Origin of the sequence: Streptomyces sp. NPDC050997, from assembly GCF_040660135.1 — a bacterium.
Taxonomy (GTDB): Bacteria; Actinomycetota; Actinomycetes; order Streptomycetales; family Streptomycetaceae; genus Streptomyces.
Map to the genome: position 1 here is coordinate 83,922 of NZ_JBFAGK010000004.1, position 19,545 is coordinate 103,466.

The 19,545-nt window shown below is 72.2% G+C and carries 15 protein-coding genes and 1 pseudogene; 11 read left to right on the forward strand and 5 right to left on the reverse strand.

Annotated elements, in window-relative coordinates:
* Window positions 1-289 precede the first annotated feature (289 nt).
* Both AB0H86_RS10350 and AB0H86_RS10355 read left to right on the forward strand, forming a co-directional pair.
* On the forward strand, window positions 290-1,453 hold the full coding sequence (locus AB0H86_RS10350; RefSeq protein WP_362435508.1) for an exonuclease SbcCD subunit D: 1,164 nt from the start codon (window positions 290-292) through the stop codon (window positions 1,451-1,453).
* Entirely contained in the window at window positions 1,450-4,533 is a 3,084-nt protein-coding gene (locus AB0H86_RS10355) for an SMC family ATPase (protein WP_362435511.1), read from the forward strand. Before AB0H86_RS10350 ends, AB0H86_RS10355 begins: the two co-directional genes overlap by 4 nt.
* Before the next feature lie 2 nt (window positions 4,534-4,535).
* Here the strand turns inward: AB0H86_RS10355 and AB0H86_RS10360 are convergent, their stop codons facing one another.
* Entirely contained in the window at window positions 4,536-4,982 is a 447-nt protein-coding gene (locus AB0H86_RS10360) for an Lrp/AsnC family transcriptional regulator (RefSeq protein ID WP_362435513.1), read from the reverse strand.
* 122 nt (window positions 4,983-5,104) lie between these two features.
* Here AB0H86_RS10360 and AB0H86_RS10365 point away from each other — a divergent pair, with 122 nt between their 5' ends.
* Together AB0H86_RS10365 and AB0H86_RS10370 are read left to right on the forward strand one after the other, a co-directional pair.
* The gene (locus tag AB0H86_RS10365; protein WP_362435516.1) at window positions 5,105-5,620 is read left to right on the forward strand and encodes a rhodanese-like domain-containing protein; all 516 of its coding nucleotides are present in this window, start codon (window positions 5,105-5,107) and stop codon (window positions 5,618-5,620) included.
* A gap of 43 nt (window positions 5,621-5,663) precedes the next feature.
* Window positions 5,664-6,173: an immunity 21 family protein gene (locus AB0H86_RS10370; RefSeq protein WP_362435519.1), complete on the forward strand. Its 510-nt coding sequence runs from the start codon at window positions 5,664-5,666 to the stop codon at window positions 6,171-6,173.
* Window positions 6,174-6,510: 337 nt separating this feature from the next.
* On the opposite strand, the gene AB0H86_RS10375 is transcribed toward AB0H86_RS10370, so the two are convergent.
* The 4 genes from AB0H86_RS10375 to AB0H86_RS10390 all read right to left on the reverse strand — a co-directional run bounded on the left by AB0H86_RS10375 (window position 6,511) and on the right by AB0H86_RS10390 (window position 12,988).
* Window positions 6,511-8,202 (reverse strand): DUF885 domain-containing protein, encoded by a 1,692-nt coding sequence (locus AB0H86_RS10375; protein ID WP_362435522.1) that lies wholly within the window; start codon window positions 8,200-8,202, stop codon window positions 6,511-6,513.
* Window positions 8,203-8,290: 88 nt separating this feature from the next.
* Window positions 8,291-9,577, reverse strand: a complete 1,287-nt coding sequence (locus AB0H86_RS10380) for a GNAT family N-acetyltransferase (protein WP_362435525.1) — start codon at window positions 9,575-9,577, stop codon at window positions 8,291-8,293.
* A 169-nt stretch (window positions 9,578-9,746) separates the two neighbouring features.
* The gene (locus AB0H86_RS10385; RefSeq protein WP_362435528.1) at window positions 9,747-11,333 is read right to left on the reverse strand and encodes an alkaline phosphatase D family protein; all 1,587 of its coding nucleotides are present in this window, start codon (window positions 11,331-11,333) and stop codon (window positions 9,747-9,749) included.
* A gap of 251 nt (window positions 11,334-11,584) precedes the next feature.
* The gene (locus AB0H86_RS10390) at window positions 11,585-12,988 is read right to left on the reverse strand and encodes a PLP-dependent aminotransferase family protein (protein WP_362435531.1); all 1,404 of its coding nucleotides are present in this window, start codon (window positions 12,986-12,988) and stop codon (window positions 11,585-11,587) included.
* Window positions 12,989-13,082: 94 nt separating this feature from the next.
* On the opposite strand from AB0H86_RS10390, the gene AB0H86_RS10395 reads away from it, so the two are divergent.
* From AB0H86_RS10395 to AB0H86_RS10425, 7 genes and pseudogenes are all read left to right on the forward strand, one after another.
* The gene (locus tag AB0H86_RS10395; protein ID WP_362435534.1) at window positions 13,083-13,514 is read left to right on the forward strand and encodes a hypothetical protein; all 432 of its coding nucleotides are present in this window, start codon (window positions 13,083-13,085) and stop codon (window positions 13,512-13,514) included.
* Complete coding sequence (locus AB0H86_RS10400; protein WP_362435537.1) at window positions 13,498-14,469, forward strand: DUF2156 domain-containing protein; 972 nt, start codon at window positions 13,498-13,500, stop codon at window positions 14,467-14,469. The genes AB0H86_RS10395 and AB0H86_RS10400 overlap by 17 nt, the downstream gene beginning before the upstream one ends.
* A gap of 64 nt (window positions 14,470-14,533) precedes the next feature.
* On the forward strand, window positions 14,534-15,673 hold the full coding sequence (locus AB0H86_RS10405; RefSeq protein WP_362435539.1) for an acyl-CoA dehydrogenase family protein: 1,140 nt from the start codon (window positions 14,534-14,536) through the stop codon (window positions 15,671-15,673).
* Window positions 15,674-15,746: 73 nt separating this feature from the next.
* Window positions 15,747-16,859, forward strand: a complete 1,113-nt coding sequence (locus AB0H86_RS10410; RefSeq protein ID WP_362435542.1) for an SDR family oxidoreductase — start codon at window positions 15,747-15,749, stop codon at window positions 16,857-16,859.
* Window positions 16,856-18,274, forward strand: a complete 1,419-nt coding sequence (locus AB0H86_RS10415; RefSeq protein WP_362435545.1) for an aminotransferase class III-fold pyridoxal phosphate-dependent enzyme — start codon at window positions 16,856-16,858, stop codon at window positions 18,272-18,274. Before AB0H86_RS10410 ends, AB0H86_RS10415 begins: the two co-directional genes overlap by 4 nt.
* Before the next feature lie 78 nt (window positions 18,275-18,352).
* Window positions 18,353-18,820, forward strand: coding sequence for an aromatase/cyclase (locus AB0H86_RS10420; protein WP_362435548.1), 468 nt, complete (start codon window positions 18,353-18,355; stop codon window positions 18,818-18,820).
* Window positions 18,792-19,352 (forward strand): annotated as a pseudogene (locus AB0H86_RS10425) (flavin reductase family protein); the annotation flags it as partial. The gene AB0H86_RS10420 and the pseudogene AB0H86_RS10425, both read left to right, overlap by 29 nt.
* Between the last annotated feature and the right edge of the window lie 193 nt (window positions 19,353-19,545).

Sequence of the window (19,545 nt, forward strand, 5' to 3'; positions counted from 1 at the left end):
TGTCGGCCGGATCGCTGTCAATGGAACCGACGCGGACACACCGTCTCCGCCGCGCAGTTGAAGCGGGACATGCCGGCCCACCGCGCGTTCGTCCGCGCCCCCGGTGGCCTGTGGACCGTCGGCCGCCCGGTGCACCGATAGGACTTTCCCTCACCAGGGTGGTCCGAGGTGAGCGGTGGGTCAGGGGGCGACATGCGTTAGCGTGGCGAGCGTTGACGGCGAGCCCCGTGCTGGTTCGTGCTGGTTTCAGAGGCGCAGTGGGGGTAAACGTGCAGGGTGGGGCGATTTCATGAAATTGCTGCACACTTCCGACTGGCATCTGGGCCGGGCGTTCCACCGGGTGAACATGCTCGACGCCCAGGCCGAGTTCATCGGCCACCTCGTCACCACCGCGCGGGAACACGACGTTGACGCGGTCGTCGTGTCGGGAGACGTGTACGACCGGGCGGTGCCGCCGCTCGCCGCGGTCGAGTTGTTCGACGACGCCCTGCACCGCCTCGCCGACCTCGGCGTGCCCACGGTCATGATCTCCGGCAACCACGACTCGGCCCGCCGTCTCGGGGTGGGTGCGGGACTCATCGACCGCGCGGGCATCCATCTGCGTACCGAGCCGTCGGCGTGCGGGGTCCCGGTGATGCTGTCCGACACCCACGGAGACGTGGCCTTCTACGGCCTGCCCTATCTTGAACCCGCCCTGGTGAAGGACGAGTTCGCCGTGGACCGGGCCGGACACGAGGCGGTGCTCGCCGCCGCCATGGACCGCGTCCGCGCCGACCTCGCCACCCGCGCGCGGGGCACGCGTTCCGTCGTCCTCGCGCACGCCTTCGTCACCGGCGGCGAGGCCAGCGACAGCGAGCGGGACATCACCGTCGGAGGGGTGGCCGCCGTGCCCGCCGGCGTCTTCGAGGGCGTCGACTACGCGGCACTCGGGCATCTGCACGGCAGCCAGACCATCAGCGAGCGCGTGCGCTACTCCGGCTCCCCGCTGCCGTACTCCTTCTCCGAGTCCGACCACCGCAAGAGCATGTGGCTCGTCGACCTGGACGCCGAGGGCGCGGTGACCGCCGAACGCGTCGACTGCCCGGTGCCCCGCGCCCTGGTCCGTATCCGGGGCGCCCTGGAGGACCTGCTCGCCGATCCGGGACTCGTCCGGCACGAGGGGTCGTGGGTCGAGGCGACTCTCACCGACCCGGTCCGGCCCGCCGACCCCATGGCCCGGCTCACCGAGCGCTTCCCGCACACCCTCAGCCTCGTCTTCGACCCCGAGCGGGCGCCGGACGACCCGGGCGTGTCGTACGCCAGACGGCTGGCCGGGCGCAGCGACCAGCAGATCGCGGAGGACTTCGTGGCCCATGTGCGGGGCGCCGGACCCGACGCGCGCGAACAGGTGGTGCTGCGGGACGCGTTCGACACGGTCCGCGCGGACGCGACGGTGCGCGAGGTGGCGCGGTGAGGCTGCACCGACTGGAGATCACCGCGTTCGGCCCCTTCGGCGGCGCCCAGACCGTCGACTTCGACGCGCTGTCGGCGGCCGGACTCTTCCTCCTGCACGGACCGACGGGGGCCGGGAAGACCTCCGTCCTCGACGCGGTGTGCTACGCGCTGTACGGCTCGGTGCCGGGGGCCCGCCAGAGTGGTCAGGGCATGGCTCTGCGCAGCGACCATGCCGCGGTGGGCCTGCGCACGGAGATCAGCCTCGAACTGACCGTCGCGGGACGCCGGTTGGAGGTCACCCGGCAGCCGCCCTGGGAACGCCCGAAGAAGCAGGGCCGTCCGGGCACCACCGTCGACAAGGCCCAGAGCTGGCTTCGCGCGTACGACCCGACGGCCGGCGTCTGGAAGGACCTCAGCCGTTCCCACCAGGAGATCGGCGAGGAGATCACCCAACTGCTCGGTATGAGCCGAGAGCAGTTCTGCCAGGTGGTGCTGCTGCCGCAGGGCGACTTCGCGCGTTTCCTGCGTGCCGACGCGGAGGCCCGCGGAAGGCTGCTCGGCCGGCTCTTCGACACCCACCGCTTCGCCGAGGTCGAGAAACGGCTCGCCGAACGCAGGCGGACGGCCGAGGCCCAGGTGCGCGACGGGGACGCCGCGTTGCTGGCCGACGCGCACCGCATGCAGCAGGCGGCCGGCGGCGTCATGGAGCTGCCCGAGCTGACGCCCGGTGAACCGGGTCTGGCCGACGCCGTGCTGAGCGCGGCGGCCGTCGCCCGCAGCACCGCCCGCGAGCAGCTGACGATCGCGCACTGCCGACTCTCGGCCACCGAGTCCGCCCAGGCGGCGGCCGAGCGCGACCTGGCCGACGTGCGCGAACTGGCCCGACTGCAGCGCCGGTGCGGCGAGGCGCGGGAGAGGGCTACGCGCCTGGAGGAGCGCGCCGACGCGTACCAGGAGGCGCGGGCGCGGATGGAGCGGGCCCACAAGGCGGAGGCGGTCGCGCCGGCCCTGGAGCTGCGGGAGGCGACCGACAGCGAACACCGTCGGGCCGCCGCGGCGGAGGCACACGCGCGTGCCCTGCTGCGCGATGCCCTCGGCGAAGGACAGATGGATGCCGGGAGGGATGGCACCCGCACCCGCGCCGACGCCGATGCCGACGCGCCGCTCTCGCCCCGCGCTGCTTTCGCCGACGCCGGTGCCGCCGGACTCGCCGCCGCCGCCCGCCGGGCCGCGGAGGAACTGGGCGGACTGGAGTCGGCTCGCCGCGCCGAGCGACGGCTGGCCGACCTCGTCGCCGAACGCGCCGACCTGGACCGGCAGGAGCGGGCCGACGAAGAGGTCCGGCAGGACGCGCAGGCCTGGCTCGCCGGGTGGGAGACGACCCGGACCGGACTGCGGAGCCGTATCGAGTCCGCGCAGGAGGCGGCGACACGGGCCGAACAGCTCTCCGTGCGGCGCGAGCCCGCACAGAAGCGGCTCAGCGCCGCACGGACGCGTGACCAGCTGGCCGGAGACGCGGAAACGGCCGCCGAGCAGGCCCGTCTCACGCGGGAGCGGGCGCTGACGGCCAAGGCGCACTGGCTCGACGTCAAGGAACAGCGCCTGAGCGGCATCGCCGCCGAACTCGCCGCGCAGCTTTCGGACGGCGAACCCTGTGCCGTCTGCGGTGCCACCGAGCACCCCGCCCCCGCACGCAAGGACGCCGGGCACGTGGACCGGGAGGCGGAGGAGCGGGCGCTGACCGCCTACCAGCAGGCGGAGGAGCTGCACACGGACAAGGAACGGCGCCTGGGCGTCGTACGGGAGGCACTGGCCGTCGCGACCGCCGAGGCCGGCGACACACCTACAGATCAACTCGCCGAAGAGGAAGGTGAGTTGGAGCGCCTCTACGCCCAGGCATGCAGGGAGGCCTCTGCGCTGCACCCCGCGCGCGAGGAGTTGCGGCGGGCCGAGGCTGAGCACGAACAGCGGACCGCCGCCCAGCAGCAGGCGGCCGTGCGGGCCGCCGCCCGGGTCGGCCGTCGCGAGCGGCTGGACCGTGAGAAGAGCGTCCTGGACGGCGAGTTGGCCCAGGCACGCGGGGGCGCCGAGAGCGTGGCCGCGCGGGCCGCGCAGTTGGAGCGCCGGGTCGCGCTGCTCGGGGACGCCGCCGACTGCGCGCGGGTCGCCGAGGACACCGCCCAGCGGCTCAAGGACGCCGACGCCCGGCTCGCCGACGCCGCCTTCCGGTCCGGCTTCGACACTCCGCAGGACGCGGCCGCCGCCCTGCTGGACGGGACGGCCCACCGTGAACTCCAACGACGGCTGGACGCCTGGCAGTCGGAGGAGGCCGCGGTACGGGCCGTCCTCGCCGAGGCAGACACCGCGGCCGCCGCCCTGCGCCCGCCCGCCGACCTCACCACGGCGGAGCGGGCCGCGGCCACCGCGGGCGGGCGGCTGCGGGACGCCGCCTCCGGCCGCGACGCGGCGGCCCGGCGCTGCGCCGAACTGGACCGGCTCTCCGCGCGCGCGGCCGCCGGCGTGCGACGACTGGCCCCGCTGCGTGAGGAGTACGAACGCGTGGCCCGCCTCGCCGGCCTCGCCGCGGGCACCTCGGCGGACAACGACCGCAGGATGCGCCTGGAGTCGTATGTGCTGGCGGCCCGGCTGGAACAGGTGGCCGCCGCCGCGACCGCACGGCTGCAACGCATGTCCTCCGGCCGCTACACCCTGGTCCACTCCGACGACCGCACGGGCCGCGGCCGCAGCGGGCTCGGGCTGCACGTCGTCGACTCCTGGACCGGGCGTGAGCGGGACACGGCCACGCTGTCCGGCGGGGAGACCTTCTTCGCCTCGCTCGCCCTCGCCCTGGGCCTCGCGGACGTCGTCACCGACGAGGCCGGCGGGGTGCGGCTGGACACCCTCTTCATCGACGAGGGCTTCGGCAGCCTCGACGACCAGACCCTCGACGAGGTCCTCGACGTCCTTGACTCACTGCGCGAACGTGACCGCAGCGTCGGCATCGTCAGCCACGTCCCCGATCTGCGGCGGCGCGTCCACGCGCAGTTGGAGGTCGTGAAGGAACGGTCAGGGTCGACGCTGCGGCAGCGGGGCGTCTGAGCTCATCGCCCCAGAGGGCGGCGCGGCAGCGGGGACGAGTACACGACGCTCGTCGTCACCGAGCCGAGCGCGCCGATCCTGCCCGACACCTCTTCGAGATGGCGCATGGAGCGTGCCACGACCTTGATGACGAAGCAGTCGTCGCCCGTGACATGGTGCGCCTCCAGGATCTCGGGGGTGGCGTCCACCAGATCGTGGAACGGCTTGTAGTTGCCGTTCGGGTAGCGAAGACGCACGAACGCGAGGATCGGCAGGCCCAGCCGCTCCGGGTCCACCACGGCCGCGTACCCCTGGATGACACCCGCCTCCTCCAGCCGCCGCACCCGCTCGGTGACCGCGCTCGCGGACATGGACACGGCACGGGCGAGTTCGGCGAAACTGGCCCGGCCCTCCCGCTGGAGGACGTCGAGGATGCGCCAGTCGGTGGCGTCCGGGGAATAGACGGTCATGTCCGAGAGATAGCAGGGGAATCCCCGGTCGCTCAAGAGAACTGCCGTGGATCGCTCCTTCAATGGCCGGCTCGGCGACCGTAGATTCCTGGTCATCGAGCCCCGCCAGGAAAGGCCGGACCATGAGCAGTACCAGCGCACGCACCAGTACCAGTACCAGTACCAGCACCGCCTCTGCCAACCCCGTCCTGCGCGTCGCCCCCGCCGCCCCGGCCGAGGCCGCCGCCCACTTCCGCGCGAGCCTCGCCTTCCACGCCGACGTGTCGGACGTCGCGACCGCGCTCGCGGCCGACGACGACCCCGGCTTCGTCGTCCTGGACTCCCGCTCCACCGAGTCCTGGGACCAGGGCCACATTCCGGGTGCGATTCACTTGCCCACCGCGCTCGTCCCCGAGCAGGCCGAGCGGCTGCTCGACAGGAACGTGCCCGTGGTGACGTACTGCTGGGGCCCCGGCTGCAACGGCGCGACCCGGGCCGCCCTCGCCCTCGCCGAACTCGGTTACCAGGTCAAGGAGATGCTCGGCGGTTTCGAGTACTGGGCGCGCGAGGGTTTCGAGGTCGAGACCTGGGAGGGCCGTGAGCGCCGTGCCGCCGATCCGCTGACCGCTCCGGTGGACGCGCTGAACTGCGGTTGCTGAGGTCGAGGTTCGACGAACTTTGCGGCCGTGTAGGTTCTGGCGCATGGTGCGATACGCGGAGCCGGGCGCGGTGGAGTGGGTCGAGTCGGGCGGTGGCCCGCTCATAGCGGTGCCGGAGACGGTCCTGCCGTTCTGGGCGGGCGCCGACGGAGACGAGACGGCCTCGGACTACGACCGGGCGTGCGAGGTCGACGGGTTCGTCGGACTGCTCCCGGTGGGCGACTCCGCGGCGCTGGTCCTCGGGGACGAGCCGGCCTCGACCGCCTTTCTGCCCGACCACGCCGTCTTCGTCCGCTGGGGCGCCGCGGACTCCGAGGACGAACTGCTCGCCGAAGTGCCGGCCGCCCTCGCCACGGCGGCCTGGGAGGACGAGGTGCGCTGGACGGTGCCCGGACCGGTCGTGCTGTTCGACGCGGCCTGGCCCGGCCACGACTCCGCTCGTACCGACTGCCTGCGAGTCGTACTGGAGCCGGGCAGCTACGCGGTCCGCGCGGCCCAGGTCAGACCCGGTCCCGAGACCTGGCTCGGCCTCGTGCGGCTACGGCGGCTGTGACCCGGTCCGTCTCCTCGCGCGGCCGGCCCACGCGGGGAGATGGACAAGGAACGCCGGGTAGCTACGCGGTCCGCGCGGCCCAGGTCAGACCCGGTCCCGAGACCTGGCTCGGCCTCGTGCGGCTACGGCGGTTGTGACCCGGTCCGTCTCCTCGCGCGGCCGGCCCACGCGGGGAGACGGACAAGGAACGCCGGGCAGCTACGCGGTCCGCGCGGCCCAGGTCAGACCCGGTCCCGAGACCTGGCTCGGCCTCGTACGGCTACGGCGGCTGTGACCCGGTCCGTCTCCTCGCGCGGCCGGCCCACGCGAGGAGACGGACGGGGGATGCCGGGCACGGCTACAGCTGGGACAGCTCGTCCACCAGGTCGTCCAGGCCCAGCGAGCCCTGGGACAGGGCCGCCATGTGCCAGGCCTTGAGATCGAAGGCGTCGCCGCGCCGCTCGCGCGCCTTCTCCCGGCCCAGCAGCCAGGCCCGCTCGCCGAGCTTGTAGCCGATCGCCTGACCCGGAATCGTCAGATAGCGGGTCAGCTCGCTCTCCACGAAGTCCGCCGGGCGGCTGCTGTGCGCGCCGAAGAACTCCTGCGCCAGCTCCGGCGTCCAGCGCTCACCGGGGTGGAAGGGCGAGTCCGCCGGGATCTCCAGCTCCAGGTGCATGCCGATGTCGACGATGACCCGGGCGGCCCGCATCATCTGCGCGTCGAGGTAGCCGAGCCGCTGTTCCGCGTCCGTGAGGAAGCCCAGCTCGTCCATCAGCCGCTCCGCGTACAGCGCCCAGCCCTCCGCGTTGGCGCTGACCATGCCGATCGAGGCCTGGTAGCGGGAGAGGCTCCCGGCGACATGCGCCCACTGGGCGAGTTGCAGGTGATGGCCCGGGACGCCCTCGTGGTACCAGGTCGAGACGAGGTCGTAGACCGGGAAGCGGGTCTGGCCCATCGTCGGCAGCCAGGTGCGGCCCGGACGCGAGAAGTCCTCCGACGGCGGCGTGTAGTACGGGGCCGCCGCGCCGCCGGGCGGGGCGATGCGGGACTCCACCTTCCGCACCCGCTCGGCGAGTTCGAAGTGGGTGCCGTCGAGCGCGTCGATCGCCTGGTCCATCAGACCCTGCAGCCAGTCGCGGACCTCGTCGACGCCCTCGATGTGCCTGCCGTGCTCGTCGAGGTGGGCCAGCGCCACCCACGGCGTCTCGGCGCCGGGCAGGATCCTCTCGGCCTCCTGCTTCATCTCGGCCAGCAGACGGTGGTACTCGGCCCAGCCGTAGGCATACGCCTCGTCGAGGTCGAGGTCGGTGCCGTTGAAGTAGCGCGACCAGCGGGCGTAGCGCTCCCGGCCCACTGTGTTCGGGGCGCCCTCGATGGCCGGCTCGTACACATCGCGCATCCAGTCCCGCAGTTCGGCCACGGCCGCGGTCGCCGCACGGGCGGCCTCGTCGAGCTCCGGGCGCAGGGTCTCGGGGCCCGCCGCCGCGAAGTCCTCGAACCAGCCGGTGCCCTTGCCGTCCGTGTCCGCCCATTCGGTGAGCTGGCCGACGAAGGTGGCGGTCGGACGCGGACCGGCGTACAGCTTGCGTTCCAGGCCCAGCTCGAGGGACTCGCGGTAGCCCGCCAACGCGGTCGGCACCGCGCGCAGCCGCTCCGCGATGGCCGTCCAGTCCTCGTCGGTCTGCGACGGCGTGACGGTGAAGATGTCCCGCACCGAGTGCGCCGGCGTCCCCAGGTTGCCGACCGCGCGCAGGCCCTCGTCGGCCTCGTGCACCCGGAGCTCGGCGGTCAGCCGCTCGCGCAGCAGACGGGCGCACCGGCGCTCGATGTCGCTGTCCGCGCCGGGCCGCCGTTCGGCCTCGTCGAGCCGCGCGAGCGTCCCGCGCGCCAGGCCGGCGAGCGCCTGCTGGCCCGCGGGTGAGAGATCGGGCAGCCGACGCGAACTCTCCGGCACGCCGAGATACGTACCGGTGATCGGGTCGAGGGCGATGAGCTCGTCGACATAGGCGTCGGCGACCTCGCGGGGAAGCGGGCTCTTGGTCTCTGACATGCGGTCCATCCTCGTACGAGGGGCCGCCGCGCGTCACTCCGATTGAGCCGAGGGCGTGGTCAGTCACGCACGGTCAGTCGCGCACGGGTCAGTCACGCACGATCTCCTCGGAGAGCTCCAGCTCCTGTGCGTACGACGGCCGTGCGGTGACCGGGGCCGTGTCCAGGCGGGTCGTGATCACCAGGATGCCCTCCTCGATCTGGTAGTCGAGGGGGAGTCCGAGCCCGCGCATCGCGGCGACCATGCCGGTGTTGGACGACTGTGTCACCGCGTACACGCTCGCGCAGCCGGCCTCGACCGCCATCGCCACCAGCCGGCTAAGGAGTTCGGCGCCGATACCGCGCCGCTGCCAGTCGTCCTCGACGAGCAGCGCGACCTCCGTCTCGTCCCCGTCCCACAGCAGATGCCCGAGTCCGACGATGCGTCCGGAGGCGGTCTGCACGGCGAGGGTCCGGCCGAAGCGCGGGCTGAGCAGGTGCTTGAGATAGCGGTCGGCGTCACCGACCGGCCCGTGATAGCGCATCCCGAGCGTCCGCGCCGAGCACCGCTCGTGCATCGCCACCGCGGCCTCCAGATCGCCGGCGTCGGCCCGGCGTACGGTGATCGCGTTGCCCGCGGGCAGTGTCAGTACGTCCTGGCTGCGCGGCACCCGCGGACCGAGGCGGGCGTCCAGTTCCACCAGGGCCCGCGCCCGCGCGAACTCGGTCGGGGTGAACGGCAGATACGGCCGCTCCACGGTGATCACTCCGCCTTCCGGCGCCCGCAGCCGCATCACGGTGTCCTCCAGCACCCCTTCCACCGGCAGGGCTCCCGGCCCTCGGCCGGCTCCGGACGCGGGCTTGGCGGGCTGCTGACGGATGGTGCAGCGGCCCAGCAACTGCCGTAGCGCCAGTGGCAGTTCCGCCGCGTCCAGTGCCGTACGGGCGGCCAGGCCGAGGACCCGGGTGGGCGCGTCCACCAGGTCGTGGGCGTCCGCCCGCTCGATCCAGGTGTCGGCACCGCCGGCCCCCGCGACGGCCCGGGTGATCTCGGAGCCGACGAGGTCGGCGGGGGCGCGCAGCAGGAACTCGTCCACCGTGCCCTCGGCCAGCGGGTGCGCCTGCAGGCTCAGGATGTCGACCCGGTGCTCGGCGAGAGCCGCGCACAGGGCGGCCAGCGAGCCCGGTTCGTCCTTCACCGTCGTCCGCATTTGCCACAGCGTGCTCTCTCCGGCCCGCTGCTCCTCGGCCAGCGGGCCGGGCTCGGTATCACTCGTCGGTGGGGCGTGACCGTGGCGGCGTGACCACCATGTGTGGAAGGCCGCCGAGACGATCTGCCAGGGGTGTACGGGACGAGCGTCATCGGTGCGCGTCACAACAGAGATTTTTCGAGTCATGCAACCAGTGTGGAGGAATGGTGTTGCGTGATCACGAACGTCTTGTGACCGCTGGGTAAAGTATGCTTTTCTGTACCGTTGGTTGTTGTTTGTACCGTGTGCCGCGCACCGGGAGATGACGCCGGTGCGCGGCGCGGCTTCGAGGGTACGGGAGCCGGGGGTACGGGAGTTACTGGCCGACCCTGCCCGGCTGCAGCACCTGTGTGAACAGCACGGTGCCGTCCTGCTCGCGCAGCCGCACGGTCAGCTCCCCGCTGTCGCCGTCGATGTCGACCTCGCCGAAGAACTGGTAGCCGCCCGCGGGCGAGACGTTCGACGCGGTCGGCGCCTTCACGAACACCCGCTCCGGACCGAAGGTGTTGTCCAGCTTGCTGGCCGGGAAGGCGCCCGCGTTGAGCGGCCCGGACACGAACTCCCAGAACGGCTCGAAGTCCGTGAAGGCCGCCCGTGAGGGCTGGTAGTGCTGTGCCGAGGTGTGGTGCACGTCGGCCGTCAGCCACACCGTGCCGGTGATCCGACGGTGCTTGACGTACCGCAGCAGCTCGGCGATCTGCAGCTCACGCCCGAGCGGCGCACCCGGGTCGCCCTGCGCCACCGCCTCGATGTTCTGCCTGCCCTCAGTGGCGTCCGGCACGACCAGCCCGAGCGGCATGTCGGAGGCGATCACCTTCCACACCGCACGTGACCGCGACAGCTCCCGCTTTAGCCACTCGAGCTGCTCCCGGCCGAGGATGCCCTGCGGGTCCACGGTCTGGTCGTCGGCCGAGTTGGCGTTGCGGTACGTCCGCATGTCCAGCACGAACACGTCCAGCAGGGGCCCCTGCCGCAGGACTCGGTGCACCCGGCCGTCACGCGCGCCCGGTGCCAAGGTGGAGATCGGGAAGTACTCGCTGAACGCCCGTCGGGCCCGCGCCGCGAGCACGTCCACGTTCTTCTCGGTGTAGCGGGTGTCGGTGTCCGCGATGGTCTGGCCCGGGTACCAGTTGTTGCGGACCTCGTGGTCGTCCCACTGGATGACGGACGGCACCTGTGAGTTGAACCTCTTCAGGTTCTCGTCCAGCAGGTTGTAGCGGAAGTTGCCGCGGAACTCGGCCAGGGTCTCGGCGACCTTGGACTTCTCCTCGGTGGTGATGTTCCGCCAGGTGCTGCCGTCGGGCAGGGCCGCGGTCGCCGCGATCGGACCGTCGGCGTAGTTGTTGTCGCCGCTGCAGAGGAAGAAGTCGGGGTCGAGCCCGGCCATCGCCTGGTAGATCGTGTAGCCGCCGAAGTCGGGGTTGATGCCCCAGCCCTGCCCGGCCAGGTCACCGGACCACAGGAAGCGCACGCCGCTCTGCCTGCGCGCCGACACGGTACGGAAGGTGCCGGTGACCGGCTCGCCGGTGCGGCGCGGATCGTCGGGGTCGGCGAGCAGGACACGATAGTTGATCTGCTCGCCCGACGGCAGCCCCCGCAGGCGGGTCGTGCCGGTGAAGTCGGTGTCCGCGCCGAGCAGCGGACCGTGCCATCTGCGGGGATTGCGGAACGACTCGGTCGCGGACGTCTCGACGATCATCCGGGCCGGCCGGTCGGACCGTACCCACACCAGTCCGGAGTCGGCGCTCACGTCTCCCGTCTGCACGCCCCAACCGGCCTTCGGGCGTCCGGACAGGGCGAAGGCCGGCGCCGCGCCGAGGGCGGTGGGCAGGGTCAGGGCCGCCGAAGCGGCCAGGGAGCCGCGCAGGACGCTGCGACGACCGGGTAGCGGACGGTATGACATGGATACGCCTCCAGCGACGGGATCCGGCCAGTGTGCAGTGCCACAACTACTGGGGCGCCGCAGCGCTCACGGAAACCACAAGTGAACAACTGACCGCGGGAACAAGGGAACCTGTGTGCGATTCGCGAGTGGAGGCGCGTGCGGGCGCGCGATCGGGCAGCCGGAGCACGGTCGGGGGGAAGACGGGGAGACGGGGAGACGGTGATCGGGTGGCCGGACGGATCCCGCCCCGCCGTCGGCGCTCACATCGGTCAGTGGGTGACCGCCGCGGCCATCATCCGTACGCCGTCACGGATCCGCGCGGGGGAGAGATGGGCGTACCCCAGGACCAGGCGGACATCCCCCTTGCCGTCGGCCTCGGCCTCGGCACGCGCGTGCGTGCAGTCAGACAGCGGGCGTACGGCCACCCCGGCCGCGGCCACTTGTGCCAGGAACCGATCCTGTGGGCCGTAGCGCTCCGGCAGCGCGGCGATGACGTGCAGTCCCGCGGCGATCCCGGACACCTCCGCGCCGGGGAAGTGCTCCCGCAGAGCGGCGACCAGGGTGTCCCGGCGTTCCCGGTAGGCGCGTCGGCAGCGGCGCAACTGGCGGTCGTAGTCGCCGCGTTCCACGAACCGGGCGAACAGGGCCTGGTCGAGCACGGGATGGCCCAGGTCGAGGGTCCGCTTGCGGGCGACGACCTCCTCGACGAGCGGTTCCGGGACCAGCAGCCAGCCCAGCCGCAACCCCGGCGCGAGCGACTTGCTGACCGAGCCCGCGTACGCCACGTGCTCCGGGTCGAGCCCCTGCAACGCGCCCACGGGGGCACGGTCGTAACGGAAGTCGCCGTCGTAGTCGTCCTCCAGGACGAGACCGTCCACGGACCGCGCCCAGTCCAGCAGCTCCGCGCGTCGGTTCGCGGAGTAGGCGACCCCGGTGGGGAACTGGTGGGCCGGGGTCGTCACCACGGCCCGTACGCCGGAGGACCGCAGCGGGCCCATGCCGAGCCCCTCGTCGTCCAGCGGGACGGGCACCGTGGTGACACCGGCCGCCGTGTACAGCTCGGCGTGCTGGGGGCTGCCGGGGTCCTCGACGGCGACGGCGTGGACCCCGCGCGCGTGCAGGACGAGACCGAGGAGGGTGGTCGACTGGCTCACCCCGGAGACCACCACGATCCGGTCCGGGTCCGCGACCACGCCGCGGCGGCGGGCGAGGAGTTCGGCCAGCGCGGTGCGCAACCTGGGCAGTCCGCGCGGATCGGGATAGCCGAGCTCCTGGTGCGCCAGTTCGGCCAGGACACCGCGTTGGGCGGCGGACCACGCGGCACGCGGGAACAGGGACAGGTCCGGTGTCCCCGGGACGAAGTCGGCCCGGGCACCGACGCGACGCGGAGCGAGGTCACGCGCGGGAGGGCGCGCGGCCCGCACCGCGTCACCCACCCAGGTCCCGGCCCCGCGGCCACTGCGCAGGTAGCCCTCCGCCGTCAACTGCTCGTACGCCTCCGTGACCAGGCCCCTCGACACACCCAGGTCGGCCGCGAGGTCGCGGCTCGACGGCAGCCGGGTGCCCACCGCGAGCCGCCCCGAGCGGACCGCCTCACGCAGAGCCGACTGAAGGGCACGACCACGCGCGCGGGCCGGCGCCGACGCGGCATGGAACAACAACTCGAACGTCATGCGACGGGACCCTAGACCTGGGGCGCCGGACCCGCTTTCGCTTTTGCGAGGGGTAGCACCCGTTCGTGCGTAATCAGGGGTGAAAGGAGCGCCCGTGGACGCCAAGAACAGATTCGAGACGAAAACTACCTTCGCGCTCTGCCGACTTGAATGGCTGGCTATTCTGGTCGTTTCACTGGTGCTCGCCTTCCAGCACCTTTCGGAGATTCGCTGGGGCGTGTTCATCGCCTTGTTCTCGGTGATCGACGTCATCGGCTATCTCCCTGGGGCGCTCGCCGTCCGGCGCGGCGGCGGCCGACGGATCGCGCGCGGCTACTACGTCGCCTACAACGTGATGCACAGCCTGGTCACGGCCGGGGTGCTGGCCGGAGCGTGGGCGTTGTCCGTCGGGCCGGAATGGGCTCTGCTCGCTCTTCCCATCCACCTCATGGGCGACCGTGCGCTCTTCGGCAATTCCCTGAAACCGTTCAGCGTGCCTTTCGAGCCGAAGAATTCCCTGGAGGGCCCACATGTCGTCCGTGCTTGACACCGTTCTTGACACTCTCGCCGAGCACAGCGACAATCCCAGCGCATTCCTCGCCCTCAACAGCGGCAACGAATACTTCCGTGACGACCGTTTCGAGGGCGCCTGCGCCTATCGCAGGTCAGGGCGTCATGTTCTTCAGTTCGGCGGCCCGTTCGCGGCTCCGGAACACCGCGAGCGGCTGCTCGACTCCTTCGTGGCCGAGACCGGGCCCCGGCTGGTCGCCGTGCAACTCCAGCGTGCGGACGCCGAGTTGTATGCCCGGCGAGGCTTCACGGTCAACCAGCTCGGAGCCTCCTACGCCGTCGACCTGTCCTGTTTCACCCTGCGTGGCTCCCGGTTCGTGCGGCTGCGGAACAAGATCTCGCGGGCCCGGCGGGCGGGACTGGAGGTGGCCGAGGTCCAGCACGACGACCGCCGGGAGCTGGACCTGCTCGACGACCGCTGGTTGCGGGACAAGGGCCGGCACGTCAAGGAGCTGCGCTTCCTCGTCGGCCAGCGGACCGGACCGCTGCAGGAACACCGCCGGCTGTTCGTGGGCCGGATCGCCGGTGAGGCTGTCGGATACGTCAACTACTCGCCCTCCTACGGCAGTCGGCCCGGCTGGCTGCACGACCTCAGCAGACGCCGGCCCGACGCGCCTCCCGGCGTGATGGAGGCGCTCAACGCCACCGTCATGGAGCGTTTCGTCGCCGATGGCGCCGGTTGGCTCCACTTCGGGTTCACCCCGTTCACCGGGCTCGGCGAGGAGCACGAAGTCCCCGGCTCCAGCCGGATGTTCGCCCGGTTCGCCCGTCTGCTGGCAGAGCACGGAAAGGCGATCTACCCCGCGGCCTCCCAGCTCGAGTACAAGGAGAAGTGGGCCCCGCACGCGGTCCTCCCGGAGTACATCGCCTTCCTCGGCAAGCCCCGCGTCGGCGCCGTATGGCAGCTGTTGCGCGCGACCAACGCCGTATGACCCATGCGGGCCTCGCCCACCCCTGTCCGCGCGTATCCACCCAGTCCTGGAGGTCCGCACGTCCATGAGATTCCTCGAACGTGAACGCGCCACGCTGGCCAAGCTGCTGCCCGACCTGGACCCCGCCCTCCGCGAGACCCCGCTCATGGAGCTGGAGCGGCCGAGCAGCACCGGTGTCCGGCTCTTCCGGGACAGCGGTGGACCGGGTCTCCTGGTGCCCGAGTGCCACCAGGGCCGGGGCGCCACCGCGCTGGACGCGCTGCGGGTGCAGCGGGCCATCGGCAGCCGCTCGCCCTCGCTGGCCGTGGGAACCACGATGCACCACTTCTCGATGGCCACTCTGGTCGGCCTCGGCCACCTCGGCGGACAGTCCGACGGCCTGGAATGGATGCTGATCGAGGGCGTGGCGTCCTCCAACCGGATCATCGCCTCCGGCTTCGCCGAGGGGCGCGGCGGCGCCGGCATCCTGGAACCGTCGATGACCGCCACGGTCACCGAGCAGGGGGTACGGATCAACGGCGTCAAACGCCCGTGCAGCCTGGCCCGTTCCATGGACGTGCTGACCGCGAGTGTCATGGTCCCCCGCGAGGACGGACAGGGCGAGGAACTCGCGGTGGCGCTGGTGCCCGCCGAGAGCGAGGGGCTGAGCGTCAGCGCCTTCTGGTCCAGCGCCTTCCTCGCCGGAGCGGAGAGCGAACAGGTCACGCTCGCCGATGTCCTCGTCCCGCCGGAACTCCTGCTGCGCACCGCCATGCCCGCCGGGCAGCTCGACGAGCTCCAGACGGCCGGACTGATCTGGTTCCAGGCACTGATGACGGGCAGCTACCTCGGTGCCGCGAGCGCCCTGGTGGAACGCGTCCTGCTCAACGACCGGATCCCCGAGCACGAGCGCGTACGCCTGTTCATGGAGACCGAGGCCGCGATGGCCGCCGCCGAGGGCATCGCCCGCCGGGTGGACGCCGGTGACCTCGGAGAGTCCGCGCTCGCCCAGGCCCTCTGCGTCCGCTACAGCGTCCAGGACGCCCTCGCCCGCATCGTGCCCCGCGCCGTCGAACTCCTCGGTGGCCTCAACTTCATGACGTCCGACGAGGTCGGCCACTTGGCCGCCTGTGCCAACGGACTGTCCCTGCACCCGCCGTCCCGGCCCCGCATGACCGAACCGTTCGCCGGCTATCTGGCCGACCGGCCGCTCGCCATCGGCTGACACCCAGGCCGTCGTACGGCAGTCCGGATCCCAGCCGCCTATGGCAGCCGAGTCCCGTTGGGGGAGTACGCCCATGCCGCCACACGTGCCGAAACACCGTCCGAGTCCGACCGACCGGCCCACGCTGCTGCTGACCGGCGGCTCCGGAGTGCTCGGGCGGGCCCTGATCGAGGAGCTGTCCGCCGACTTCGACCTGGTCTGCCTGCGCCGGAACAGGCCACTGCACGACCCACGGGTACGCGAGCTCCAGGGCGACCTGCTCGCACCCCGCCTTGGCCTGCCCGAGCAGGCCTGGAACCGGTTAGCCGGCGAGGTGGACGTCGTCCTGCACTCCGCCGCCGAGACCAACTGGCGCACCGCGCCCGAGAACATCATGCGGACCAACACCTCGGGCACCCGGGCCGTCCTCGAGCTGGCCTCTCGCGCCGACGCGCCCCTCTACCTGGTGAGCACCGCGTTCGTGGCGAGCGCGCCGGCCGCCGAGGACCGGCGGCGCTTCCCGGGCGCCGCCGCCTACCTGGACTCCAAGACGGCGGCCGAGCAGATGGTGCGGGACGCCGGCCTGCCCGGCGTGATCGTGCGGCCCTCGGTCGTGATGGGTGACTCGGTCACCGGCCGGATCGCGGGGCAGCAGGGCCTGACCAAGACGCTCGGTTCGATGGTCCTGGGACAGGTGCCGGTGTTGCCCGGAGAACCCGAGGCCCGGATCGACATGGTCCCGCAGGACTTCGTCACCCGGGCCGTGGGCGACCTGATCCGGGGCGAGGTGCGCCACGGCGAGTACTGGCTGACGGCCGGCCCCCAGGCCCCGCTGCTGCGGGAGATCTCCGACGTCTGCGCGGAGTTCGCCGTACGCCATGGCCTGCCCGAGCCCCAGCCGCCCAGGCTCATCCCGGTCGACGCCGTGCACCGACTGCTGCTGCCCATGCTGCAGGGCACCGCGATGCCCGCGTCGCTGCGCCGGCGCCTCCAGCACTACGCCGAACTCCTGCTGGTCTTCCAGCGCGAGCTGCCGTTCGCCTCCTCGCTCGGGGACCCCGACTGCGGAACCCGGCTGACCCACACCGACATCCGCGCCGCCCTCGTACGCAACCTGGAGAGCTGGGCCGAAGGCAGGGCCGGACCACTCAGGCGACACCGCGCCCATCCGGCCGCCGCGACACCCTCGAGGGAGCTGGCCTCATGACGATCTCGCCCCCCACGACGCCCCTGGCCACACCGCCCGCGTCCCCTTCCGCCGCACCGCCCGCCGTCCACGTCGAGACACCGGCCGTGTCACCCCCCGCCGCCCCGGCCGCGCCCGTCAACCTGGCCGCGCCCCTGCCCGGCGGTACCGAACTCGTGGAGCTGTACGTCCGGCACATCGGCTCCGGCCGGGCGGTCATGGGCCGGGTGATGGGAGGGATGGCCGAGGTCCGTTCCGAGGGCCCTTGGATCCACACCGACGACGGCCGCCGCCTCCTGGACTTCGGCGGCTACGGCGTCTTCATCCTGGGCCACCGGCACCCGGCCGTCGTCGAGGCAGTGCACCGGCAGATCGACACCCACCCGCTGGCCAGCCGGGTCTTCCTCGAACCGGTCGCCGCGCGGGCCGCCCAGGCGCTGGCCGCGCACACCCCGCCGGGCCTCGACTACGTCCACTTCGTCAACTCCGGCGCCGAGGCGACGGAAGCCGCCCTGAAACTGGCCCGCGCCCATGGACGCGACGCGGTGATCACCACACGCGGTGGCTTCCACGGCAAGACCCTCGGCGCCCTCAGCGTCACCGCCAACGCCACCTACCAGACACCGTTCCAACCCCTCCTCCCCGACATCACACAGGTGTTCTACGGCGACCCGGCGCAGCTCCGACAGGCGCTGGCCGCCCGCCGGGACCGGGCCTGCGTCATTCTCGAACCGGTGCAGGGCGAGGGTGGGGTGCGTATCCCGGAACACGGCTATCTCCGTGAAGTGGCCGCGCTGTGCAAGGAGTTCGGCGCGCTGCTGATCGTGGACGAGATCCAGACCGGGATGGGACGACTCGGCACCTGGTGGGGAGTGAACGCCGAGGACGTCCGCCCCGACGTACTCCTGGTGGGCAAGGGACTCAGCGGGGGAGTGGTACCGATCGCCGCGATGGTCGCCACCGAGCAGGCGTACGCCCCCTTCGGCCGCGACCCCTACCTGCACACCTCCACCTTCGGCGCCTCCCCGATCGCCTGCGCGGCCGCGCTCGCCACCGTCGAGACGATGGAACGGGAGGACACCGTCGCCCGGGCGGCGACCCTCGGCGCGCGCATCCTGGCCGGAGTACGGGGGGTGTGCGCGCCGTACCAGGAGGTCCTGGTCCACGAGGTGCGCGGCCGCGGCCTGCTGATCGGGATCGAGTTCGGCGAGGAGTGGGCGGTCGGCGAGATGCTGCTGGAGCTCATCGCGCGGGACGTGCTGGTCAACCACTCCCTCAACGCCACCCGGGTGCTGCGGCTGACACCGCCCGCGGTGGTCTCGGACGAGGCGCTCGACCTGTTCTTCACCACGCTCGCCGAGGCCCTGCACACCACTGCTCTCCGTATGACCGCAGCGCCTCAGGACCTCAGGGCCTCAGGGCCGGTGGACGGCTGACGGGGGCTGACCCCTGCGACCACCGCTGACCCGCCCGGCCCGCAAGCCCGCCCGGCCCATCGAAAGGAAACGACAACCATGCGCCACGTGGCTGTGCACGCTGTCGCCGACGATCTCGCACCGGCCGACGTCTACCGACGTATCACCGACTTCCGCCGCTATCCCGAACTCACCGACACCGTCCGCGAGGTCCGCGTGGACGCCCCACTGCCCGACGGCTCGCTCGTGTCGGACTGGACGGTCGCGTTCCGCGGCGGGTTGATGCGGTGGCGGGAACGCGACACGTTCTCGCCGGAGACGCTGTCCCTCACGTTCGAGCAACTCAGCGGCGACTTCCAGACGTTCGAGGGGAGCTGGCGCTGCGAACCGCGCGACGACGGCACGCTCGTCGTCTTCACCGCCTCCTTCGACCTCGGCATTCCGACCCTCGCGGAGATCCTCGATCCGGTGGCCGAGTCCACCCTGCGGACAAACATCGCCCGCATCCTCTTCGGCCTGGTGGGCGCGGAGGTGATCGATGAGTGCGCCACCGCGGCTCACGGCTGAACGGCCGAGCGGAGAGACCGGGATCTCCTCGTACGGGGACCGGCTGCGCGAGGAGCCGGGCCCTGGGGCAGCCCGCTGTCTGGGCCTGTACGCCAAGCTGGCCGCCGGGGTGGCCGTGGTGACGGCGCGTGGCGAGGACGGTCCGCTCGGTATGACCGTCTCCGCGGTGACCTCCCTGTCGGCCCGGCCGCCGCTGCTCCTCGTCTGTCTGCGCGAGGGCTCCCGCACGCTCGCCGCGGTCCGGGCCCGCGGGGTCTTCGCGGTGCACCTGCTGAGAGAGGAGCAGCACGACCTGGCCGGCCGGTTCGCCCACCCGACGACCACCGCGGCCGAGCGGTTCGCCGGCACGGTCACCCGCCAGGTGCTCGGCGTCCCGGTGATCGACGGAGCGCTGGCCTGGTCCGTGTGCCTCGTCGAGGACGTACGCCGTTATGGGGACCACCACCTCGTCGTCGGCCGGGTCGCGGCGGTCCACGTCGGCGGCGGGCGCCCCCTGCTCTGGCACGACCGCCGCTTCGGGAGGCTCACCGACGAGGCGTCTGACCCCAGGCCGATGCCTGGCCCGGCGCCCGCGCCCGTGCCGGCCGTCGGGCGGATGCCGGGGCCTGCGCCCGCTTCGTCCGGGCCTGCGTCTGCTCCAGCGCCGGTTGCCGAACTCGACCCCCTCTCCGCCCCCGTTCCCCTTCCCGTCCCCGCGCCCGTGCCGGTTGCCGGACTCGACCCCC